This window comes from Nonomuraea sp. NPDC003201 (assembly GCF_053590415.1).
Genome location: NZ_JBSFTC010000195.1, coordinates 1 through 21,647, shown reverse-complemented (window position 1 = coordinate 21,647; position 21,647 = coordinate 1). Strand labels below are relative to the sequence as shown.

Sequence of the window (21,647 nt, the reverse complement as noted above, 5' to 3'; positions counted from 1 at the left end):
CCCTGCAGACCGACTTCCCCGGCTGCGTGACCAAGGTCTACGGCGACAAGAAGGCCGCCATGGTGATCGAGGCCGACTTCGTGGCCGTCTCCGCGAGCCCGATCGGGCCGGGCTGCGCATGATCATGTCGACGCCGGCGCTGGAGGGGGAGGCGCTGAAGACGTTCACCATGGCGGAGGGGCCGCTCGCCGAGGCGATCGCGGCGCGCACCGGCGTCGATCCCGGGCGCGACCTGTTCCCCGCCGTCGTGGCCGCCGCGGTGGCCGGGGCCATCCGGGTGGCGGGGCGGCGCTGGCTGGAGCCCGGCAACACCGAGTCGTTCGCGGCCATCCTGCGCCACGCCCTGTCGGTCGTCCTGCCCGCCGCGCCGCCCGAAGGACCCCAGAGGTAGCCGCGCCGCCCGAAGGACCCCGGGTAGCAGGCGCTCAGTGCTGGGCCGAGGCCAGGTCCAGCCGGGCGGGGGTACGCCACCAGACGGCCACGGCCGCCAGCAGCATGAGGACGGCGCCGTACAGGCTGGTCGTCCGCAGCGATTCGGTGAAGGCGAGCGTGGCCTGGGCGGCCAGGTCGGAGGAGCCGATCGCGCGGGCGGCCGCCAGCGCGCCGCCGAGCGACTCGCGCACCGCGTCGGTGGCGTTCCCGGGCAGCTCGGCCCGGTAGAGGGCGGCGGCCAGGCTGCCCAGCACCGCGACGCCGAAGGTGCCGCCGATCTCGTACGAGGTCTCCTCGATGGCGGCCGCGCTGCCCGCCTTCTCCGCCGGGGCGCCCGCCATGATCACGGCGGAGGCGATGGCCAGCGAGCCCATGCCCGCCCCGATCAGCAGGATCGACACGGCCACCCAGAGGTAGGTCGTCGGGGCGATCCAGAGCACCACGAAGCCGAGCCCGCCGATCACCAGCCCGCCGGCCAGCACCGTACGCGCGCCGATCCGGGTGGCCAGGGCCGGCGCCAGCGGCGAGAGGACCGCGGAGCCGACCGCCATGGGCAGCATGGCCAGGCCCGTCTGCAGCGGCGAGTAGCCCTGGACGAGCTGCGCCCACTGGACCATGAGCAGCATCATGCCCGCCATGGCGATCGAGGTGGTGAAGGCGGCCAGGGTGCCGGAGGTGAAGGCGCCGCCGCGGAACAGCCGGACCTCCAGGAGGGGGTCGGGGCGGCGCAGGCACCGCCGGACGAACCAGGTCAGCGTGATCGCGGCCAGGACGGCCGTGAGCGCGGTCCACGCGTCCAGGCCCTCGGTGGCCACGTGCTTGATGGCGTAGACCAGGGCGATCATGCCGACCATCGACAGCACCGTGCCCAGGGCGTCCCAGCGGCCGGGGTCGGGGTTGCGCGACTCGGGCAGCAGGAGCAGCCCGGTGACGACGGCGACGGCCATGACCGGAACGTTCACCAGGAACGCGGCGTGCCAGCTGAAGGCCTCCAGCAGCAGCCCGCCCACGATCGGGCCGAGCGCGCCGCCCACCGCCGCCATCGCGGCCCACACGCCCAGCGCGGTGGCCCGCTCGCGGGCGTCGGTGAACAGGTTGCGGATCATCGACAGGGTCGACGGCATGATCATCGCACCGCCGACGCCGAGCAGCGCCCGTACGGCGATCACCTCGGCCGGGCTGTCGGCCCACAGCACGGCGACGGAGGCCAGGCCGAAGAGGACGAAGCCGGAGACGAGCATGCGCTTGCGCCCCCAGCGGTCACCCAGCGCGCTGAGGGCCACCAGCAGGCCCGCCACGACCAGGGAGTAGACGTCGATCATCCACAGCAGTTCGACCGCGCCCGGCCGCAGGTCGGCCGAGATCTGCGGCAGTGCCACGTTGAGGATGGTCATGTCCATCGTGATCAGCAACAGGCTGGCCGACAGGACGGCCAGCGCCGCCCAGCGTCTGGGGTTCAGCTCGGTCATCGTGTTCGTCATGGGGGTCCTCCAAAAGAAATGGGTGGTGGCGCAGGGTCACACGGCGAACCCCGGCGACCTGGGCGATCCCGGTCGTCGGGGTGGCTGGGCACGTATGGGGGGTGGAGGACGCCTGCTCGGGCTCCCGCTTCAGCCGGCGTCGGCATCCTCCGCCGCCACCAGCTTGAGCAGGCGGTCGTGGAGTGCCTTCCTGACCGGCTCGGACAGGGGGATCATGCTGGTGGCCCGCCACAGCCACAGCCCGTCGACGGCCAGCTGCGCCAGGAGCAGGTCGATGTCACGCGGGTCGGTCGAGGTGGGCGGCGGGGCCCAGCGGCCGATGAGGTCGTCCCACGCCTCGGCCAGCGCCGGCGTGGTGACCGACTCGACCATGAACGCCAGGTCCGCCTTGCTCGCCAAACCGTGCGCGCCCACCCGTACGTAGGCCTCGACGGCCTCCTGCGGCGAGGCGTCCGCCAGCGGCTTGCCCAGCTCGGCGACGAGCTGCGCCTCCCACGCGTCGGTCAGATGCCGCTGGATCGCCACCAGCAGCTCCTCGCGCGTGCGGAAGTGGTACATGAGCCCGCCCTTGGTCACGCCGGCCTCCTCGGCCGCCGACTCCAGCGTCAGGGCGGTGATGCCGTCGCGCTCCGTCACGCGGATGGCGGCGTCCAGGATCCGGGTCCTCTGGCTCGGTCGCATGATCGTAACTGTACCATCCAGAAGGTACAGTTACTCATCGACGCCGCGGCCACCCGGTGACGGCGGACGCGGTCAGGCCGGACGCAGGGCCTTGAGGGTGAGCTCGACGAGGGCGTCGGCGTACTCGGGGGTGAGCGGGCCCGAGCGGTGCAGCCAGCGCTGGAACAGGGGGGCGTACAGGAGCTCCAGTGCCAGGTCGAGGTCGGCGTCCTCGGCGATCTGGCCGGCGCGCTGCGCGCTGCGCAGCCGGGCCTTCTTGGCCTCGTCGACCGGGCCCGCCAGCTTCTCGCGGTACTGGGCGGCGAGGTCGGGGTCGTTGATGATCTCCATGTTGAGCGCCCTGATCGGCGCCTCGAACGCCGGGTCGGCGAACTCGGCCACCGTCGCCCGCATCACCAGCTTGAGATCGGCCTCGATGTCGCCCGTGTCGGGCAGCGTGATGCTGTCGCCGACCTGGCTGAGGGCGAGGAAGGCGTCGAAGATCACCGCTCCCTTGGAACGCCACCAGCGGTAGATCGTCTGCTTGCCCACGCCCGCGCGGGCGGCGATGGCCTCGATCGAGATCTTGGCGTATCCCATCTCGGAGACCAGCTCGCGGGCCGCTTCGAGGACGGCCTGCCGCGAGCGCTCACTGCGGCGGGCGGGGTCGGGGCTTTTCGACATGCGGGTCAGCATAGCAGCAAGGCGAGACGATACGGTCCGTCTTGCTAGCGCTCGACGCCGGCGATGACCGTGGTCACCATCCTGCGGACGGCGGCGGGCTCCGGCGGGGCTCCCGTCCGGTCGGCGAACAGCAGGTGCCCGGCCCCGATCAGGGTCGGGGCGAGCGTGTCGACGTCGGCGTCCGCCGCGAGGCGCCCCAGGTCCCGCTCGGCGCGGAGGTAGGCGGCGATCATGGCGCCGGCCTCCGTCAGGAGCGGGACGCCGACCGGCCAGGACCGGCGCAGCCGGGCGCGCAGCTCGTCCCGGAAGGTGACGAGGGCGACGATCGACACGGCGACCGACCCGAACACGGTCGTCAGCGCGCCGGCGAGATTGCCCGCGACGGTGCCGGTCCCGGCGGACTCGCGCAGCGCGGCGGCCTGGGCGTCCATCCGGGCGACGCGATCGAGCACGAGCTCGGCCAGGAAGGCGTCGAAGTCCTCGAAGTGCCGGTGCAGGACGCCCTTGGCGCAGCCGGCCTCCGCGGTGACCGCCCGGCTGGTCAGCGCGCTCGGCCCGTCCCGCAACAGGATCCGCTCGGCGGCGTCGAACAGCTGCTCACGCACGTCCCGGAGGGCCACCCCTGTCGGCACCGTCGCATCCCGCCTTCCATCGTCCGGCCTCGCCGGGTTGACGAGTGGGCACATGCCCATTCATAGTGGGCGCATGCCCACTATATCTCAGCCGGGAGCCTCTCTTCCCGAGCCCGAGCCGCATCAAGCTCGGCAGATGGCGGAATCGTTCGGCGTGGACGCCGAGCGCTACGACCGGACCCGGCCCCACTACCCCGACGCCATGGTGGCCCGGATCGTCGCCGGCAGCCCCGGGCCCGACGTCCTCGACGTCGGCTGCGGCACCGGCATCGAGGCCCGGCAGTTCCAGGCGGCCGGCTGCAAGGTGCTCGGGGTCGATCCCGACGCGCGGATGGCCGGCTTCGCGCGGCGCGAAGGGCTCGAGGTCGAGGTGTCGACGTTCGAGACCTGGGAGCCCGCCGGACGGGACTTCGACGCCGTCGTCGCCGGACAGGCCTGGCACTGGGTGGACCCCGTCGCCGGCGCGGCCAAGGCGGCGCGGGTGCTGCGTCCCGGCGGGCGGCTGGCGGTGTTCTGGAACGCCTTCCAGACCCCGCCCGATCTCGGTGCGGCCATCGCCGAGGTCTACCGCAGGATCATGCCCGACGCGCCGATCTACCAGCGCATGATGTCCGACGCGGACGCGTACGTGTCGCTGAGCGCCAAGGCCGCCGACGGCATCCGGCAGGCGGGCGCGTTCGGCGACGTGGAGGAGTGGCGCTTCGACTGGGAGCGGCCCTACACCCGCGACGAGTGGCTCGACCTGGTGCCCACCACCGGCGTCCACACCCGGCTCCCGGCGGCCACGCTGCGGGAGGTGCTCGCGGGCGTCGGCGCCGCCGTCGACGCGGCAGGGGGCGGCTTCACGATGCGCTACACCACGGTGGTGGTCACCGCGGCACGCGGCGCCTCCTGACCCCCTACGGCTCCCCCACCCTGACCACCAGCCCGCGGATCTCGTAGCCGCCGATGTCGTTGTTGAAGCTCACGCGCGGCGCCGACGCCATCCGCACGCCGTCCATGGCGAACAGGCGGCCGAGGAAGACGTCCGTCTCCAGGATGGCGATGTTCGCTCCCGGGCACCGGTGCGGCCCGTCGCCGAAGGACAGCGCCGCGGCGCTCGTGCCCCCGTCGATGGCGCGGCCGGGGCAGACCGACAGCGGCAGCGAGCCCACGGCTCGGGGATCGGTGTTGGCCGCGTCGACGAACACCTCGATCACCGCGCCCGGTGGCACCGTGACCGGCCCGTCGGCTCCGGCCAGGTCGAGAGCGGCGGTGGTGCGCCGGCGCAGCCGCCCGACCACGGGTTCGAGCCGCAGGATCTCGTGCAGGACGGCGAGGCGGCCGGGCTCGTCCGCCGCGCGGTAGCGCTCCAGCAGCGCCTCGTCGGCGAACAGGTGCCAGGCCGCGACGCAGATGAACTCGCGCGTGGTCACCATGCCGGCCGCGGCGAAGGTCAGGCACTCGCCGAGGATCTCGGCGTCCGTGCACCCTTCGGAGATCAGGTGCGAGATGAGGTCGTCGCGCGGCTCGCGGCGGTGGGCGCGGATCGCCGGGCGCACGTCGGCCAGGTAGACGCTCAGCCAGCTCACGTTCTGCCTGACCAGCCAGTAGATCCCGCTCGGGCTGGTCAGGCCGGGCCGGCCGAACTTCTCGGGGAAGAACCGTTCCAGTCTGGCGCGGATCCCGGGCCTGCTGGAGGTGAGGCCGATGATCGCGCTCGCCACCTCGATCGCCATGCCGAAGCTCAGCTCCGACAGGTGCGCCTCCCCCGTCGCCCGCAGCTCGGCGAGCCGGCTCTCCGCGACCCGCGCCATCAGGTCGCGATACCGCTCGTCCACCCTGCGGGGCGTGAAGAACCGCGCGGTCTGGCGGCGGTCCTCGCGGTGCTCGGGCCCGTCGCGGTAGAGGACCGGCCGCCGGATCCTGGCGGGCAGCTTCTCCACGGTCTCGATGCCCAGCCCGGCCTGGACGGTGTCGTAGCTGCGCAGCACGGAGCGGGCCTGCTCGTGGCCGCGGACCTCCCACGTGCCGTCGTCGGCGCGCCGGACCGGGCAGGCCCCGGGTGCGGCCTGGCGCGGGATCTTGCGCGTGTCTTCGCTGTGGTCGTTCACGCCGGCACGTCTCTCCCTGTCGTCGGGCCGCCGTTGACCATGCTCGTCCCCGTACGGCGTCAGATCAAGGGAACGGGGTGTCCGGGAAATACCGGATGTCATGGTTCGACTTGACTGATGATCTTCGATGCACCAGATTGTTCGCGACTTTTCGGACCGTTCCCAAGGAAACCCATGAAACGAGCCATCATCGGTGCCGCCGTGGTCGCGGGCGTGGTGCAACTCACCGCCACGCCCGCGCAAGCGGCACCCAAGATCGACCCGGTCAAGGCGCTCAAGGCCGAGTTAGCCGCCGGCAGAGCCGTCAACGTGCAGTCCACGGCCAAGGTGACGTACACGCGCAGCCTGGTCGTCACCTCGGGGCTGGAGGGCACGATCGGGTTCGACCGGCGCGGCGCGGCCGCGTCCGATGTGGCCCAGACCCTGCAGTACAGCAAGGACCTCCTCCGCAGCGTGAAGCGGACGAAGCCGGCGGAGGTCGAGGCCCTGCAGCAGGGGCCCATCAGGATGATCTCCACCCGGGACGTGAGCTACGTCTCCGGCCCGATCGTCGAGTCCGCGTTGCCTCAGGGCACGAGCTGGGTGCGCTACAGCCGGGCCGCTCTGCCGCCGAGCAATCTGGTGCTGAACGTCCTGGAGCCCGCCACGCTCAAGACGCTCCTGTCCCACCGCACCTCGTGGCGTGACGGCGTGCTGAAGGGCTCCATCAAGGCCACCAAGCTCGCGGCGGCCTCCCCCTCGTTCGCGTCGCGCTTCGGCACGCGCTCCAGGAGCGGCCGCGACGGCAAGATCACCTACACCCTCTGGTTCGGCGGTGACGGCCTGGTCGAGCGGCTGTCCGCCAAGGCCGTCCTGCCCTACGGCAAGAGCTCCATGACGGTCGAGTCGAGCACCCGCTACGCGGACTGGGGTCGCGAGGTCACCGTTCTCCTGCCCCTGCAGGGAGACGTGCTCGACCGGGACCAGCTCGGAGACAAGGCCCCGGCCGCGGTCCCGGGGATCTGGAACTAGACGCCGGTCTTTTGCCCGGCCGTGCCTCATGAGGGCCGGCCGGGATTGCCCGGCTCCGGAGCATGCCCTCGCGGGTGATATGAAGTTGTTTGAGTGCTTTGTCCAGAATGTACGTGCATCGCACCCCCAACCTCCTGTCCCCTGCCAAAGAGGCTGTTCTCCCCGATGCCCGGATATATCAGGAAAAGCTTGGCGGTGGCGCTGGCCGTCGTCCTCGCCTTGACCGTCGCGTCCCCGTCGAGCGCGGGGGCCGTCGCCGCGCCCAAGCGGCCGAACATCATCTTCTTCCTCGTCGACGACCTGTCCGCCGAGCTGCTCCAGTACATGGACACGGTCAAGAGCCTGAGCCACGGCGGCACCACGTTCACCGGCTACTACGTGGCCGACTCGCTCTGCTGCCCGTCCCGCGCCACCATGTTCACCGGCCAGTTCCCGCACAACACGGGCGTGCGGACCAACCAGGGCTACGACCACGGCGGCTACGGGGCGTTCGCCAAGCACGAGGGCAGGACGTACGCCGTCTCCCTGCATCAGGCCGGATATCGCACGGGCTACCTCGGCAAGTACATCAACGAGTATCCCGCGGGCCCCGGCTACCACGTCCCGGCCGGCTGGGACGAGTGGCACGTGACGGCGAGCGGCGGCTACAACGAGTTCCGGTACAAGCTCACCCGCTACATCAAGGAGGAAGCGGGCGGCCGGCGGCCGATCGACGCCTCCGGGGGCAGGTACCTGGTCGACGAGCTGGGGCAGCGGGCGGTGGGCTTCATCGAGCGGTCCCGCCGGTACACCCCCGGCGAGCCGTTCTTCCTCCAGGTCTCGCCGTTCTCGCCGCACAACAGGGTCAACGTGAAGCGCGGCGACACGGAGCCGCGCTTCCCGCCCGCGCCGAGCGACCGGCCGAAGGACCGCTTCCCCGCCGGGGAGTTCCCCCATGGCGACTGCGGCGGCCCCGACTGCGACTCCATCGACGTGACCACCCTGCCGTCGTTCAACGAGGACACCACCGACAAGCCCTCCTGGGTACGGCGGGAGCCCCTCGGCCCGAAGATCACCGAGAAGCTCCGCGAGGACTTCCGCGACCGGATCCGCATGGTGCAGTCGATCGACGACATGGTGCAGCGCGTCCTGTCCGCGCTGACCGAGGAGGAGAAGCTGAACACGTACGTCGTGTTCACCAGCGACAACGGCTTCCACCTCGGGCAGCACCGCCTGGTGCGCGGCAAGGCCACGGCCTACGACCACGACGTACGGGTGCCGCTCCTGGTCAGGCGCCCGGCCTCGGGGCCGCGCGGCGACCTCGTGACGCCCGCCATCGCCCAGAACGTGGACCTGTTCGCGACCTTCCTCGACATGGCCGGCGTCGGCGCGGCGACGCGTGACAGCCGCGACGGCCGCAGCCTGCTCCCCCTCATCCAAGGTCAGAACGTCACCGGCTGGCGCGACGCCGCGCTGATCGAGCACGTCAAGCCGGACCCCCACGCGCCCGGCCGGCCCGACCCCGACGCGGACGCCATGAAGAAGGGCAACTCCCGGCCGCCCACCTACTCCGCCGTGCGCACGGGCGGGGAGCTCTACGTCGAGTACAAGGGCGATCCGCGGCCCGAGTACTACAACACCGTCACCGATCCGCGCGAGGAGTCCAACGACCCCGGCAACGCCAGGACCGCCGCCCTGAGCAAGGTCCTCGACGGCCTGAAGAGGTGCGGCAAGCCGGGCGCGATGGACTGCTGGACGGCCGCCCACCTGCGCTGACTCCTCAGAAGGCGAAGCCGCCCGGGCGGGCGTTGCGGTCGGCGATCAGGCCGGCCAGGGTGGCGACGGCGATCTCGGGCGGGGTGCGCGAGCCGATGTTGAGCCCGATGGGCCGGTGCACCCGGGCGACCTCCTCGGGCGGCACGCCGAGGTCGGCCAGCGCCCGAACGTGCGGCGCGGTGTGGCGGGCGCTGCCCATGATGCCGACCCACCGGACGGGGAACTTGAGCACGTCGCGCAGGACCGGTCCGATCTCCTCGCGGTGATGGTCGGTGAGCACCACGTCGGCCGTCGCGTCGAGCCAGGCGCCGAGCCCGGTCACCGCCGTGAATCCCTGGAGGCGGCGCTCAGGATCGGGCTCGAACAGGATCGGGCGGAAGCCGAGCTGGGCGCCGAACCTCAGCAGGCACTCGGCCACCGGGGAGGCGAAGACGGCGACCAGCGTCCGCCCGGCCGGCTCGACGGGGCCCTCGCTGCCGGCCTCGCTGTGGGCCTCGCTGTGGGCCACTGTGCACGCCCGGTCCTCTGCGTCATGGGTGTGGGCCATACTCGCAGTCTGACACGTGGGGCCCATCGCGTGCTCGAGCACGCCGACGAAGATCGTATACGCTTCGGCAATGGACGCCGACCCCAGGATCGACCGTACGAAGCCGCATTCCGCCCGGGTCTGGAACTACCTGCTCGGCGGGCAGGACAACTACGACGTGGACCGCGAGGCCGGGGACACCCTGCTGCGCGTGTTCCCCGATTTCGCGCAGGTGGCCACGCTCCAGCGCGAGTTCCTCCGGCGAGCGGTGACCTACCTCGTCGCCGAGGCGGGCATCCGGCAGTTCCTCGACATCGGCTCGGGCCTGCCCACCGCCGACAACACGCACGAGGTGGCGCAGCGCCTCGCGCCCGAGTCCCGCGTCGTCTACGTCGACAACGACCCCCTGGTGCTCGCGCACGCCCGCGCCCTGCTCGCCGGGACCCCGGAGGGCCGGACGGCCTACGTCGAGGCCGACGTGCGCGACCCCGGCACGATCCTCGCCGCGGCGGCCGAGACCCTGGACTTCTCCCGGCCGATCGGCCTGATGATGCTCAGCATCGCCGGCCAGATCCCCGACGACGACCTCGCCGCCGATCTCGTCCGCCGGTACGTCGCGGCGCTGCCGCCCGGCAGCCACCTGGCGCTGTCCGACGGCGCCGACGTCAACCCCTCGCTGGTGGCGGCGGTGAGCTCCTACAACGAGCGGGCCGCCTTCCCGTACACGCTGCGCAGCCCCGAGCGGCTCGCCGTCCACTTCGCGGGGCTCGAACTCGTGGACCCGGGCGTGGTCTCCACGCCGCTCTGGCGGCCCCCGGCGGGAGCGCCGCCCCAGCCTGCGGTGATCAACGCGATCTGCGGCATGGGCCGCAAGCCCTGACGTGCGGGCGGCCCGGCGGGGTGCGCCGGACCGCCGCGCGGGTCAGGTGAGCTGGATGTAGTCGAGTTCGGCGTAGCCGGTGCCGCCGGAGAAGAACGGCGAGCCCTTGGCCAGGCGGATCACGTTGTACCCGGCCCGGAGGGTGACGCTGGTGCTGACGGTGGCGCCGAACTCGCCCCACGCCGCGGTGGGCGGGTAGCTGACCGTGCTCCAGGAGCCGCCGTTGTAGGCCAGGCCCTGGGTCGCGGTGGCGCCGGTGCCGTTGGCGTAGCCGATGGTCATCGTGTACGAGCGCGCCGTGGGCACGTTCACCACGAAGTCGACGTAGCTGTCGGTACGCGGCGTGCCCGAGTTGTCGATCCGGCCCACGTAGCCGCCGCCCGACGCGCTGGAGGCGCTGAGCCGCTGGGCGCGGAAGACGGAGGCGTTCTCGGCCTCGTACCGCTGCTGGTAGGCGGGCACCCCGCTGACCGGCTCGACGACGAGCTGGTAGGCGCTGGTGGCCACCATGTTGGGCACGGACACGCTGAGCTGGCCCCCGCTGACCGTCCGGGTGGTCGTGGAGATCGTGGTGGGGGCGGTGACCGCGGCGAAGCGGCCGCTGGACGGGGTGGAGGTCAGCGTGACGCGGACGCTGGAGCCGAGCGCGCCGAGGCCCGTGAGATTGACGGTGTTGGTGCCGGCCTCGTTGCCGAACGCCACGTTGACGATCTTGCGGGTGCCGTCGTAGGAGGCGAACCCGTCCAGGCCGGTCGTCGTGGTCGTCGTGGTCGTGACCATGTTCCCGGCCATGTCGCCGTACCACTTGTACAGCCACCAGGTGCCGGTGGGCTGGTTGTTGTTGACGACCAGGCCGTTCATGGTGCCGTACTCGTACCAGAAGGCCCGGTGGGCGGACTCCACGCCGCCCCGCTCCAGCTTGGCGACGTAGCTGGCGATCCGGCCGGGCACGTCGACCTCGCCGGTGGCGGCGTACTCGTTGATGGAGATGCGGCGCGGGCTGATGCCGAGCGAGGACTCCAGGTTGCGGTAGTCGGCGATGTCGGAGGCGATCCTGGTGGGGTTCTGCAGCTCGTGCCAGCAGATGATGTCCGGCAGGGTGCCGGTGTTCTTGGCGTTGGTGAGGAACGACTGCATCCAGGAGCGGTTGTAGGTGGCGGTGCTGGGGCCGACGATCGGCGTGAGCGTGTCGAGCGCGCGCACCGCCCGGTACGTACGCACCCAGGCGTCGTTGAAGTTGCCCGCGGCGCCGGTGTTCCAGGTGTAGTCGGGCTCGTTCCAGAGCTCCCAGCCGATGACGTTCGTGACCGTGGTGGCCGACAGCCGGGCGTTGACCATGGTGTTGACCTTGGCCAGCCAGTCGTCCCAGCTCACCCACCTGTAGGGGAAGTCGGGATAGATGTCGGGCATCCGGATGAACTCGCCCGCGCCGGCCCGGGTCGCCTGCGGGGACACCAGCAGGGAGTCGCCGCCGGGCGGCTGGCCGTTGGGGCGCTGGCCGACGCCGGGCGCGGGCTGGGTCAGGGAGTTGACCTTGATCGGGAGGAGGGTGGAGTCGGCCGGGCGGGAGTTCTCGGCCAGGCCGTACAGGCCACCGGAGGCGACGTGGGTGACCGGCCGGAACGGCTGCGCGACGTTGACGGTCAGCGTCGCGCCGGCGGCCGCGGCCGGGGGTGAGACGGTCACCAGGGCAGTGGCCGTGGTGACCAGGGCTAAGGCGAGCACTCGGAATCGGGACATCGTGTCACTCTCCTTCGATGGGCAACCAGACACGCATGCTCGACGGGCCGCGACGGGCCCACGAGTGGTACGGCCGCAGCGGCACGTCGAACCACTCGACGTCCGCCGCGGAGGCAGCCGCGGCGCCGGAATAGGCCCACGGCCGGTCAGGGGGTGCGGCCAGGCGGCCGCGGACCAGCACTTCGCCGGGCTCGGCCCGGGGGCCGGATCGGGGGTCGCTTCGGGGATCGATCGTCAGGGCGTCGAGCCCGCCGGGGTGCGGGAGGTCGTGGGACTCGGCGCACAGGACCTCGGGGCCGCGCTCGACGGCGACGCAGCCGCGTACGGCGTCGATGCGGGGGTCCGGCCAGGTGAAGCGGGGCTCCATCGGCAGTTCGAGCGTGATCACCTCGCCCGCCCGGAACGCCCGCCGCACCGTGGCCATGCCGGGCTCGACCGGCCGCGCCCGCCCGTCCTCGGCGAGCGTGGCCCCGGCGGCCCAGGAGGGCACCCGCAGCGCCAGCGTCCAGAGCCCGTCGGCGAGGATCCGGACGCGGACGGTTCCGCTGTCGGGGTAGGCGGTCTCGACCTCCACCGCGACCTCCCGCCCGTCCGGCAGCTCGGCGCGGACGGTCGAGGGGGCGTACTGGTGGAGCTGCAGGCCGTCGTCGTCGGTGGTGGCGAGGTAGCCCTGGAGGCCGGCCAGGGTGCGGGCGACGTTGGTGGGGCAGCAGGACACGTCGAACCAGGCGGCCCTGACCCCGGCCTCGGCGCGCGGGCTCACCTCGTCCGGGTCCGCCTCCCGGCCCGGAGCCCGCTGGTGGAGGGGGTTGGCGTAGAAGAACGCCCTGCCGTCGGGGCTCGGGGAGGTCGCGATGACGTTGTAGAGCGTGCGCTCGATCAGGTCGGTGTAGCGGACGTCGCCGGTGGCGAGGTGGAGGCGCCAGGAGACCATGATCGAGGCGACGCCTGCGCACGTCTCGCAGTACGCCCGGTCCGGCGGCAGCTCCCAGTCCTCGCCGAAGCCCTCGTCCTGGTGGCGTGAGCCCATGCCGCCCGTGATGTACGTGCGGCGCGCGACCGAGCGCTCCCACTGCCGCTCCACCGCCCGCAGCAGCTCGTCGTCCCCGCGCTCGACGGCGACGTCCACGGCGGCGGCGGTCAGGTAGAGCGCGCGGACCGCGTGGCCGCGCCACACGTCGGCCTCCCGGATCGGGATGTCGTCCTGGAAGTAGGCGCGGCCCAGGGGGATGTCCCTGAGCGTGCCGTGCCCGCGGCGGTCGAGGAAGATCCGCGCCTGCTCGACGTAGCGCTCCTCCCCCAGCGCCCGGCCGAGCTCGGCCAGGCCGACCTCGATCTCCGGATGCCCGCAGATCCCGGGCCGGCCGTCCGCGCCGAAGGTGCGGCACACGTGGTCGGCGGCGCGGCGCGCGACCCGTACGAGGTCGTCCTCGCCGTGCGTGCGCAGCCGGGCCACCGCGGCCTGCAGGAGGTGACCGGTGTTGTAGAGCTCGTGGCCCATCTCCAGGTCGCTGTAGCGCGGCGGCTGCGTGCCGTGCCCGAAGCAGGTGTTGAGGTAGCCGTCCGGGTCCTGCGCGCGGGCGATCCGCCCGGTGAGCCGCTTGATCGCCGCCTCCGCCCCCGTGTCGCCGGTACGGCCGCTCTCCCAGGCCAGGGCCTCCAGGAGCTTGTAGACCTCCGAGTCGGAGAACGACCAGCCGGGGCGGTCGGGCGCGGTCGTCCCGTCGGCGACCCGGTCGAAGTTGGCGAGCCAGCCGAGGCGCTCCATCCACGACTCGCAGTGGGCGAGCGTCGCCGCGGCGTTCACGGCCTGCCGGCTCCCCCAGAACCCTCCGGTGATGGAGACCTGCGCGAGCCCGAGGGGGCGTACCCGGCCCTGGGACGGCAGCACGGGGCTGGTCATGTGGTGAACCTTTCGACGGATTGCTGTTCAGTCCTTCACGGCGCCCGCGGTGACCCCGGCGGCGATGTAGCGCTGCGCGAGGACCAGCAGGAAGGCCGCGGGGACGGACGCGATCACGGCGGTCGCCATGATCGAGTTCCACTGCGTGGTGTTGTTGCCGATGTAGCGGAAGATGCCGAGCGTGATCGGGATCACGTCGCTGTTGCGGTTGAGGGTCGAGGCGAAGATGAAGTCCGACCACGCCCACAGGAACGCGAAGAGCGAGACCGTGATCACCGAGTTGCGGCTCAGCGGCAGGATGATCGACCGGAACGTCCGCCAGGTGCTCGCCCCGTCGATCTGCGCGGCGGCCATGAGCTCGCCGGGGATGCTCGCCATGAACGCCCGGAAGAGCAGCACCGCGAACGGCACGGCCAGCGTCGAGTCGGCGACGATCAGGCCGGGGACGGTGTTGAGCATCCCGAGCCTGATGTAGATGGCGTAGAAGCCCATGGCCATGACGACCGCGGGGATCATCTGCGCGACGAGGAGCAGGAAGTCGATCCCGCGCGCGCCGCGCGGGCGCAGCTTGGCCAGCGAGTAGCCCGCGGGCAGGGCGACGAGCAGCGTGAGCGCGACGGTGCCGAGGCCGATGAACAGGCTCGTGGCCAGGGCCGGCAGTTGCTGGGCGAACGCCGCCGCGTACCCCTCGAACGTGGGGTTCCAGGGGAACCAGTGGGGCGGGTCGGCCCGCATGTCGCCCGTTCTGGTCAGTGAGACGTTGAACATCCAGTAGACCGGGAACAGCATCACCCCGACGAGGACGACGCCTGCCGCGGTCTTCCAGCTCTTCATGCGCGCTCCTCCTTGCGCTGCAGGTGCACGTGCAGGAGCCCGGCGGCGAAGGCGATGAGGATGAGCAGGTTGCCGACGGCCGCCGCCGGTGAGAAGTCGGGCTGGCCGGTGCCGAACGCCTCCCGGTACGACCAGGTGGCCAGCGTCGTCGAGGCGTCCGCCGGGCCGCCCTTCGTCATGATCCAGATGATGTCGACGACCTTGAGCGTGTAGATCAGGCCGAGCAGCAGCGTGATCGCCGACACCGGGCGCAGCAGCGGGAAGGTGATGCGCCAGAAGCGCTGCCACCCGTTCGCCCCGTCGAGGCCGGCGGCCTCGTACAGGTCGGGGGAGATGTTCTGCAGCCCGGCGTACAGGATCACCAGGTTGAACGGGACGCCGAGCCAGATGTTGGCGATCGTGACGGCCAGCAGCGAGGTGTCGGGAGAGGTGAGCCAGTTGATCTGGCCGATCCCGAACGCCTCCAGCGCCGCGTTCACGATGCCGTTGTCGCTGTTGAGCATCCACGACCAGGTCGAGGCCGAGACGATCAGCGGCAGCAGCCACGGGACCAGGAACATCGCGCGCAGCACCGCCGACAGGCGGAAGTTGCGGTGGAAGAAGACCGCGAGGGCCAGGCCGAGGGCGTACTGCGCCGCGATGGACACCAGCGTGAACAGGGCCGTGTTGCGCAGCGCCCGCAGGAAGGTGTCGTCGGACAGGATGTCGCGGTAGTTGTCCAGCCCGGTGAACTCCGGGTCGCCGCGCACGAACGCCCGCGGCGTGTAGTCGTGCACGCTGAGGTCGATGTTGCGGTAGAGCGGATAGGCGTAGAAGACGAGCAGGTAGATCACGAGCGGCGCGAGGAAGGCGTAGGCCGTCCACTGCCGCGAGCGCCCCCGCCGGGGAGCCGCGTGCGCCGCCCTGCCGACCGTCACCGCCTCGCCGGCCTCGCTGCTGAGAGAGGTCATCGGATCAGCCGCCAGTGGCCTGCTTCGCCTGGGCCTGCGCCTGCTTGAGCGCGTCGGCGGGGGTGGCCGAGCCGCTCAGCGCCTTCTGCACCCCGGTCCACAGCGCCTCGGAGATCTTCGGGTACTTGGTGCCGAGGTTGTCGCTGGTGCGGCCCTTGGCCGACTTCACGGCGTCGACCCACGGCTTGAGGCCCGGCTCCTTGGCGAGGATCGCCTGCTGGCCCTCGGCGGTGGAGGGGATGTAGTACGCGAACGTCGTACCGGTTTCCACCAGGCCCTCGGGCGTCGTCATGCATTCGAGGATCTTCTTGGTGACGGCATAGCGCTTGGTGTCCTTCTGCACCGGGACCGTGATGAACTCACCGCCCGTGGGCGTGGGCGCGGTGCCCCCGTCCTTGCCGGGGATCTGCACGATGCCGGTGGGGAAGCCCGCCTTCTTGGCGCTGTCGATCTGCCAGGTGCCGTTCTCGGCGAACGCGAACTCCCCGGTCAGGAACTGCTCCCAGGTGGTGTTCTGGGAGTTGCTGATGACGGAGTTGGGGGCGGTGCCGTCCTTGACCCACGTGGTCCACAGGTCGAGCGCCGCGACGGCCTGGGGCGAGTCGAGCTGGGTCAGCTGCGCGCCGGAGCCCCAGAACCACGGCAGGAACTGGAACGAGCCCTCCTCCGTGCCGATGGCCGCGAACGTGATCGGCTTCTTGCCCGCGGCCTTGACCTTCTTCAGCGCCGCGTTGAGCGTGGCCCAGTCCTTGATCGAGCCGGGGTCGACGCCGGCCGCGTCGAGGATCTTCTTGTTGTAGTAGAGGGCGAGGGTGTTCGCGCCGATGGGGATGCCGTACGTCTTGCCGTCCAGCTCGCCGGCGGCGATGAGGTTCTTGTCGAACCGGGCCGTGTCCAGGCCGAAATCGGACGTGGTGCCGGACTCGGGCACATCGGACGTGGTGCCGGACTCGGGCACGTCGGACGTGGTGCCGGACTCGGGCACGTCGGACGTGGTGCCGGACTCGGGCACGTCGGACGTGGTGCCGGACTCGGGCACATCGGACATCGTGGTGAGCATCCCGGCGTCCGCGAGCGTCGAGACGGCGGGGTTGTCGAGGAGGATGACGTCCGGCGCGTTGCCCTCCTGGCCGGCGAGCAGCGCCTGGTTGGTCAGCGCGGTGGTGTCGTAGGCGGTGCGCTGGATGGTGACGCCGGCCTGCTTGCCGCAGGAGTCCACCCGCTTCGCCCAGGCGGAGGACGGGTCGTGCTGCGGGTACGGATCCCACCAGGTGTACGCGCCGGCGCCGCCCGCGGAGGCGCTGCTGGTGGTGGTGCCACCGGTCTGCGGGGCGGACGCGCAGGCGGACGCGCCGACTGACAGGGCCAGAACGGCGGTTCCGAGGACCGCCGCCTTCGCGGAAACCGACGTGCGGTTCATCGAGGCCTCCAAAGTTAGCGCTCACATTCGAGCGCAGCAGGAAGGTGTGGGGGGTCGGGCCCGCGAACTAGCGGGCGATGGGAGTCGGGGGCGCTGTGCTTCCGCGCGAGACCAGTTCGGGAGAGATGAAGCGCACGACGAACGGCTCGTCGCGGGCCGCCGGCGATTCGACGCGGCGCACGAGCTGGCGTACGGCCATGGCGCCGAGCCGGTCGGGCGCGCTCTCGATGAACGAATAGGGCAGGGAGAAGGTCGCGGCGAACTCGGCGGAGTAGCGCCCGATGACCGAGAGGTCCTCGGGCACCCGCAGGCCCCGCTGGTGGGCGACGGAGGGCAGGGCCGCGGTGGCGGCCTCGTTGTTGAGCAGCAGGCCGGTCGCCGACGGGTAGGCGTCGAGCAGGGCGTTGAGCAGGTGTCCGACCGCGGGCTGGCGGGACTCGCCGTACACGGCGTGCAGGGTGACGCCGAGCTGGCGGGCCCGTTCGAGTGCGGCGTCGCGCAGGCGCCACACGTACGCGCCGCCGCGCTCGACGACGTGCTCGGGCTGCGAGATCAGGATGAGCTCGCGGTGGCCGAGCCGGTGGAGGTGCTCCACCATGGCCCGGCCGGCCTCCTCGAAGTCGAGGTCGAACACGTCGAGCCCCGAGCAGTCGCCCGGCAGGCCGACCAGGGCGCCCGGCTGCGGCGCGGCCCGCAGGATGGGCAGCCTCGGGTCGAACTGCGCGATGTTCATCAGGACGACGCCGTCCACCATGCGCGAGTCGGTGATGCGCCGCAGCGCCCGCACGCCGTCGGCCTCGGTGACCAGCAGCGTGTCGTAACCCAGGTCGCGGGCGGTGTTCGTGACGCCCAGGATGTACTGCATCATCGCGGGCGCGAACTCGTCTTCGTGGAACTGGGCGAGCAGACCGAGGACCTTGGTCTGGGATGTGGCCAGCGCTCGGGCGCCCGCGTTCGGCGTGTAGTCGAGCGCCTCGGCGGCCGCCAGCACGCGACGGCGGACCTCCTCCGAGATGGGCCGCTTGCCCGACAGCGCGTAGGACGCGGTGCTGCGGCTCACCCCGGCTTCCCGGGCCACGTCTCCGATCGTCGCCACTCTCACCTCCTGTACGTCATTGAACCGGTTCGACAGTTGCGTTACGAAAACCCTCGGATCGCCGGCCGGTCCGCGCCTTTTCCTGGGGATTTGCAGGATCGATCGGCCCGCCGCCGGTCACGGCCGGGAACGGGCTCCACCTGCGGGCCGCCGGAATCAGCGAACCGGTTCAACGATGTGCCCCGACTGTCGCGCCGCCGGTGAGCGGGCGTCAAGGGTGAGGACGGTCGGCGATATCGAATCGTGACATGCCGGAAACGGCCCATTGACGCGCGGGGCGCGGCTACGTAACCTACGCGAAACCCTCAGTTGCGTTCCTCGATCACCCTCCCTGAGATTTGTTAACGCTCACACTCCCAGGGACTTCGTCATGACCATCAAGGCCATGTGGGCCGGGCTGCTCCCGGCCGCCCTCGTCGCCGCCTTGACCACGGGCGTCGCGGATGCGCGGACCGTGGATCCGCCCGCTCCCGTGCTCCTCTACACGTTCGACTCCGACGACCTCGCCACCGGCTCCATCACCGACTCCTCCGGCAACGACCTGAACGGGACGCTGGTCAACGGCTCCACCGCCGCGCTGGTCGACGGCGCGGGCGGTGGCCACGCGCTGAGCCTGCCCGGCGGCGCGCCTTCCTCCGACGGCGCCTACGTGCGGCTGCCGCTGGACGCGATCAAGGGCAGGACCGACCTGACGGTCTCGGCGCGGGTCAAGTGGGACGGCACCGCCGCCGCCTGGCAGTGGATCTACGCGCTCGGCAAGGACACCAACCGCTACCTGTTCAGCACGCCGTACAACGGGGACGGCGTGCTGCGCACGGCGGTCACCACCTCGGGCGGCGGCGGCGAGGCCAAGGTCACGGGCTATGCCCCGCTGCCGGCCGGCGCGTGGAAGACGCTGACCGTCACGCTCGACACCGCCGCCAAGCGCGTCACCACCTACCTCGACGGCGCCGCCGTGGCCTCGGCCCCCACCACCATCAGCGCCGCGCAGCTGATCGACGCCGCCACGACCTCGGCCGGGTTCATCGGGCGCTCGTTCTATCAGGACCCGCTCTTCGACGGCGCGATCGACGACTTCCGCGTCTACGCCGCCGCGCTGTCGGCGGAGCAGGTGGCGGCCGTCGCCGGCGGCCGGACGCCGACGCCGACGGGCCTCGCCCAGAGCGCGTTCTCCGTCCGGACGACCATCGGCACCGCGCCGGCCCTGCCGGCCGCCGTCCGCGCCACCTTCACCGACGGGTACGACCGCGAGCTGCCCATCGCCTGGTCGCCCGTGGATCCCGCGGACTACGCCGCCGCCGGGACCTTCACCGTGACCGGCACGGCCGGCGGCAGGCCCGTCACGGCCGAGGTCACCGTGATCCGCGAGGGCCAGCTCGTCATCGACCTCGCCGAGGACACCGGCCCCTTCCACGGCGGCGCGTCCGGCACGCTCTACGGCCTGTACGGGCCGGGGGTGCCGACCAACAACCTCATTGAGGGGATGCGCCTGCGCACCGTCTCGACCAAGGCCCAGGACGGCCCGCAGCACCCCGGCGCAGACGCCCTGGAGGTCGTCAAGCCGCTGGCCGACAGCACCGGCGGCGACGTGTACATCTACATGACCGACATCCACCGCGGCTTCCCCTACCAGTGGCCCGGCGGCACGCCGCAGGAGAAGCTCGACCTGTACCGGCAGAAGATCGCCAAGCAGGTGGACCAGGTCCTCCAGCTCGACCCGAAATATCAGGACAACATTGTGTTCGTGCCGTTCAACGAGCCCGAGGGCAACATGTTCGGCACGGGTGAGTGGAGCTACAACCGGGTCAGCTGGCTCAGCGACCCGCGCGACTACTTCAAGGCGTGGGACGACGTCTACGCCCTCATCAAGGGCAAGATGCCGGCCGCCCGGATCGCCGGTCCCAACACCAGCGTGCTGTACTCCCAGGTCAAGGGCTACCTGGAGCACGTCGTCGAGGCCGGGACCGTGCCCGACGTGATGACCTGGCACGAGCTCAGCCACCCCGAGCAGGTCAGGGCGAGCGTGAAGCGCTACCGCGAGATGGAGGCCGAGGTCTTCGCCGGCACGAAGTACGCCGGGAAGCGGCTGCCCATCAACGTCAACGAGTACGCCTTCAACTACCACACCTCGGTGCCCGGCCAGATGATCCAGTGGGTGTCGGCCATCGAGGAGTCGAAGGTCGACGCCGACATCGCGTACTGGAACATCGACGGCAACCTGTCCGACTCCGCCGTGCAGGCCAACCGGGGCAACGGCCAGTGGTGGCTCTTCAACGCCTACGGCAGCATGAGCGGCCACACCGTGCGGGTCACGCCGCCGTACCCGGGGCAGAACTACACCCTGCAGGGCGTCGCCACGCTCGACCCCGGCAAGAAGCAGGCCCGCGCCATCTTCGGCGGCGCCGACAGCGCCGGGCACATCCGCTTCGAGCACGTCCCCGACAAGGTCTTCGGCCGCCGCGTGCACGCGTGGGTGCGGGAGATCCCGTGGACCGGCCAGGTCGGCGACTCGGCGCAGCCGGAGATCGTCGCCGAACGCGATGTCGCCGTCAAGGACGGCACCGTGGTCTTCGACTTCGGGGCCGGTGACCTGCCGAGGCTCAAGGAGTCGTCGGCGTACGAGATCGTCCTCACCCCCGCCGGCTCGGGCACCGCGACGGCGCCCGCGCCCAAGCTGTGGGAGGGGTCGTACGAGGCCGAGGACGCGAAGTACACCGGCGGCGGCTACAGCCGCAACGGCCCCGAGGGCTCCCCCTCGGACGTGTCGAAGTTCTACACCTCCGGCCGCTACGACGTGGGCGGGCTGCGTACCGGCTCGGACGGCGTGCTCGACTTCACCGTCGAGGTGCCGCGGGCCGGCCGCTACGACCTCAGCGTGTTCGCCAACTCGCTGAACACCTTCGACCGGGTGCGCGAGCAGGGTCCGACCAACGTCTTCGTCCGCGTGGACGGGGGCGCGGAGCAGGAGCTGTTCCTGCCGCTGGGCTACAAGTGGGTGGTCTGGGACCACGCGGACACCACCGTGGAGCTCACGGCGGGCAAGCACGTGCTCTCCCTGGCCGCGCGCAGCCTCGACGGCGCCAAGGCCACGAAGGGCGACGCGATCGTCGACCGGATCCGGCTCTCGCTGGCCAACCCGGCGGCGGCGACCTCGGTCTACGAGGCCGAGCTGGCCGACCTGAGCGGCGCCCGCCCGTCCTACTCCGCGTACGGCGCCGCGCTCTCGGGCTCCGGCGTCGTCGCGGCCCGGCGCGAGGAGTCGGCCACCTTCTGGGTGTACTCCGCCCAGGACGCCCCGGCCGAGCTGGACCTCAAGCTGCTCGGCTCCGGCCAGGCGGCGGTGACGGTCAACGGCGTACGGGTGCTGGACCGCGCCCGGCGCGGCGACGCGACCGCGGCGGTGTCGCTGTCCGGCGGCGTCAACAAGGTCACGGTCACCGGCAGGTCCGGCACGTCGCTCATCGACCGGCTCGAGGTGCGGCCGGCCGCCGGCGCGCTGCCGGCCACCGTGTACGAGGCGGAGTCCGCCCGGCTCGCCGGGACCGCGAAG

18 protein-coding genes are annotated in these 21,647 nt (G+C 71.6%); 6 read left to right on the top strand and 12 right to left on the bottom strand.

Annotated features, from left to right (window positions below):
• The first annotated feature begins 118 nt into the window (after nucleotides 1-118).
• The gene (locus ACWDX9_RS42170) at nucleotides 119-391 is read left to right on the top strand and encodes an acyl-CoA-like ligand-binding transcription factor (RefSeq protein WP_449964849.1); all 273 of its coding nucleotides are present in this window, start codon (nucleotides 119-121) and stop codon (nucleotides 389-391) included.
• A 34-nt stretch (nucleotides 392-425) separates the two neighbouring features.
• Here ACWDX9_RS42170 and ACWDX9_RS42165 read toward each other — a convergent pair whose 3' ends face one another.
• The 4 genes from ACWDX9_RS42165 to ACWDX9_RS42150 all read right to left on the bottom strand — a co-directional run bounded on the left by ACWDX9_RS42165 (nucleotide 426) and on the right by ACWDX9_RS42150 (nucleotide 3,889).
• Nucleotides 426-1,913 carry an MFS transporter gene (locus ACWDX9_RS42165; RefSeq protein ID WP_449964846.1) on the bottom strand — a complete coding sequence of 496 codons (1,488 nt, stop codon included), beginning with the start codon at nucleotides 1,911-1,913 and terminating at the stop codon, nucleotides 426-428.
• Between the two features lie 129 nt (nucleotides 1,914-2,042).
• A complete protein-coding gene (locus ACWDX9_RS42160; RefSeq protein WP_449964843.1) occupies nucleotides 2,043-2,594 on the bottom strand; it encodes a TetR/AcrR family transcriptional regulator in 552 nt (183 codons plus the stop codon).
• A 72-nt stretch (nucleotides 2,595-2,666) separates the two neighbouring features.
• Nucleotides 2,667-3,257, bottom strand: coding sequence for a TetR/AcrR family transcriptional regulator (locus tag ACWDX9_RS42155; RefSeq protein WP_350741025.1), 591 nt, complete (start codon nucleotides 3,255-3,257; stop codon nucleotides 2,667-2,669).
• 44 nt (nucleotides 3,258-3,301) lie between these two features.
• Nucleotides 3,302-3,889, bottom strand: a complete 588-nt coding sequence (locus tag ACWDX9_RS42150; RefSeq protein ID WP_449964839.1) for a TetR/AcrR family transcriptional regulator — start codon at nucleotides 3,887-3,889, stop codon at nucleotides 3,302-3,304.
• Nucleotides 3,890-4,025: 136 nt separating this feature from the next.
• Here ACWDX9_RS42150 and ACWDX9_RS42145 point away from each other — a divergent pair, with 136 nt between their 5' ends.
• Nucleotides 4,026-4,784: a class I SAM-dependent methyltransferase gene (locus ACWDX9_RS42145; protein ID WP_449964836.1), complete on the top strand. Its 759-nt coding sequence runs from the start codon at nucleotides 4,026-4,028 to the stop codon at nucleotides 4,782-4,784.
• A gap of 4 nt (nucleotides 4,785-4,788) precedes the next feature.
• Here the strand turns inward: ACWDX9_RS42145 and ACWDX9_RS42140 are convergent, their stop codons facing one another.
• Nucleotides 4,789-5,982, bottom strand: coding sequence for a cytochrome P450 (locus tag ACWDX9_RS42140; RefSeq protein ID WP_449964833.1), 1,194 nt, complete (start codon nucleotides 5,980-5,982; stop codon nucleotides 4,789-4,791).
• A 174-nt stretch (nucleotides 5,983-6,156) separates the two neighbouring features.
• On the opposite strand from ACWDX9_RS42140, the gene ACWDX9_RS42135 reads away from it, so the two are divergent.
• Nucleotides 6,157-6,993 carry a hypothetical protein gene (locus ACWDX9_RS42135; protein ID WP_449964830.1) on the top strand — a complete coding sequence of 279 codons (837 nt, stop codon included), beginning with the start codon at nucleotides 6,157-6,159 and terminating at the stop codon, nucleotides 6,991-6,993.
• Between the two features lie 195 nt (nucleotides 6,994-7,188).
• Nucleotides 7,189-8,748, top strand: a complete 1,560-nt coding sequence (locus ACWDX9_RS42130; RefSeq protein WP_449964852.1) for a sulfatase family protein — start codon at nucleotides 7,189-7,191, stop codon at nucleotides 8,746-8,748.
• 4 nt (nucleotides 8,749-8,752) lie between these two features.
• Here ACWDX9_RS42130 and ACWDX9_RS42125 read toward each other — a convergent pair whose 3' ends face one another.
• On the bottom strand, nucleotides 8,753-9,295 hold the full coding sequence (locus ACWDX9_RS42125) for an XdhC family protein (protein WP_449964827.1): 543 nt from the start codon (nucleotides 9,293-9,295) through the stop codon (nucleotides 8,753-8,755).
• 70 nt (nucleotides 9,296-9,365) lie between these two features.
• On the opposite strand from ACWDX9_RS42125, the gene ACWDX9_RS42120 reads away from it, so the two are divergent.
• Complete coding sequence (locus ACWDX9_RS42120; protein WP_449964824.1) at nucleotides 9,366-10,154, top strand: SAM-dependent methyltransferase; 789 nt, start codon at nucleotides 9,366-9,368, stop codon at nucleotides 10,152-10,154.
• A 42-nt stretch (nucleotides 10,155-10,196) separates the two neighbouring features.
• Here ACWDX9_RS42120 and ACWDX9_RS42115 read toward each other — a convergent pair whose 3' ends face one another.
• The 6 genes from ACWDX9_RS42115 to ACWDX9_RS42090 all read right to left on the bottom strand — a co-directional run bounded on the left by ACWDX9_RS42115 (nucleotide 10,197) and on the right by ACWDX9_RS42090 (nucleotide 18,097).
• Entirely contained in the window at nucleotides 10,197-11,894 is a 1,698-nt protein-coding gene (locus ACWDX9_RS42115) for a CBM35 domain-containing protein (protein WP_449964820.1), read from the bottom strand.
• A gap of 4 nt (nucleotides 11,895-11,898) precedes the next feature.
• On the bottom strand, nucleotides 11,899-13,797 hold the full coding sequence (locus tag ACWDX9_RS42110) for a glycoside hydrolase family 127 protein (protein WP_449964817.1): 1,899 nt from the start codon (nucleotides 13,795-13,797) through the stop codon (nucleotides 11,899-11,901).
• A 27-nt stretch (nucleotides 13,798-13,824) separates the two neighbouring features.
• Complete coding sequence (locus ACWDX9_RS42105) at nucleotides 13,825-14,631, bottom strand: carbohydrate ABC transporter permease (RefSeq protein WP_449964814.1); 807 nt, start codon at nucleotides 14,629-14,631, stop codon at nucleotides 13,825-13,827.
• Nucleotides 14,628-15,581 (bottom strand): carbohydrate ABC transporter permease, encoded by a 954-nt coding sequence (locus ACWDX9_RS42100; RefSeq protein ID WP_364267242.1) that lies wholly within the window; start codon nucleotides 15,579-15,581, stop codon nucleotides 14,628-14,630. Before ACWDX9_RS42100 ends, ACWDX9_RS42105 begins: the two co-directional genes overlap by 4 nt.
• A gap of 4 nt (nucleotides 15,582-15,585) precedes the next feature.
• Nucleotides 15,586-17,001 carry a sugar ABC transporter substrate-binding protein gene (locus ACWDX9_RS42095; RefSeq protein ID WP_449964810.1) on the bottom strand — a complete coding sequence of 472 codons (1,416 nt, stop codon included), beginning with the start codon at nucleotides 16,999-17,001 and terminating at the stop codon, nucleotides 15,586-15,588.
• Between the two features lie 67 nt (nucleotides 17,002-17,068).
• The gene (locus ACWDX9_RS42090) at nucleotides 17,069-18,097 is read right to left on the bottom strand and encodes a LacI family DNA-binding transcriptional regulator (protein ID WP_449964807.1); all 1,029 of its coding nucleotides are present in this window, start codon (nucleotides 18,095-18,097) and stop codon (nucleotides 17,069-17,071) included.
• A 370-nt stretch (nucleotides 18,098-18,467) separates the two neighbouring features.
• On the opposite strand from ACWDX9_RS42090, the gene ACWDX9_RS42085 reads away from it, so the two are divergent.
• Nucleotides 18,468-21,647, top strand: a 3,180-nt coding sequence (locus ACWDX9_RS42085) for a LamG-like jellyroll fold domain-containing protein (RefSeq protein WP_449964804.1), incomplete at its 3' end; no start/stop codon positions are given.

Excerpts from the sequence above, each read along its gene's own strand:
- ACWDX9_RS42170 (WP_449964849.1), top strand. The coding sequence starts at position 119 with ATGATCATGTCGACGCCGGCGCTGGAGGGGGAGGCGCTGAAGACGTTC.
- ACWDX9_RS42165 (WP_449964846.1), bottom strand. The coding sequence starts at position 1,913 with ATGACGAACACGATGACCGAGCTGAACCCCAGACGCTGGGCGGCGCTG.
- ACWDX9_RS42160 (WP_449964843.1), bottom strand. The coding sequence starts at position 2,594 with ATGCGACCGAGCCAGAGGACCCGGATCCTGGACGCCGCCATCCGCGTG.
- ACWDX9_RS42155 (WP_350741025.1), bottom strand. The coding sequence starts at position 3,257 with ATGTCGAAAAGCCCCGACCCCGCCCGCCGCAGTGAGCGCTCGCGGCAG.
- ACWDX9_RS42145 (WP_449964836.1), top strand. The coding sequence starts at position 4,026 with ATGGCGGAATCGTTCGGCGTGGACGCCGAGCGCTACGACCGGACCCGG.
- ACWDX9_RS42135 (WP_449964830.1), top strand. The coding sequence starts at position 6,157 with ATGAAACGAGCCATCATCGGTGCCGCCGTGGTCGCGGGCGTGGTGCAA.
- ACWDX9_RS42125 (WP_449964827.1), bottom strand. The coding sequence starts at position 9,295 with ATGGCCCACACCCATGACGCAGAGGACCGGGCGTGCACAGTGGCCCAC.
- ACWDX9_RS42120 (WP_449964824.1), top strand. The coding sequence starts at position 9,366 with ATGGACGCCGACCCCAGGATCGACCGTACGAAGCCGCATTCCGCCCGG.
- ACWDX9_RS42115 (WP_449964820.1), bottom strand. The coding sequence starts at position 11,894 with ATGTCCCGATTCCGAGTGCTCGCCTTAGCCCTGGTCACCACGGCCACT.
- ACWDX9_RS42110 (WP_449964817.1), bottom strand. The coding sequence starts at position 13,797 with ATGACCAGCCCCGTGCTGCCGTCCCAGGGCCGGGTACGCCCCCTCGGG.
- ACWDX9_RS42105 (WP_449964814.1), bottom strand. The coding sequence starts at position 14,631 with ATGAAGAGCTGGAAGACCGCGGCAGGCGTCGTCCTCGTCGGGGTGATG.
- ACWDX9_RS42100 (WP_364267242.1), bottom strand. The coding sequence starts at position 15,581 with ATGACCTCTCTCAGCAGCGAGGCCGGCGAGGCGGTGACGGTCGGCAGG.
- ACWDX9_RS42095 (WP_449964810.1), bottom strand. The coding sequence starts at position 17,001 with ATGAACCGCACGTCGGTTTCCGCGAAGGCGGCGGTCCTCGGAACCGCC.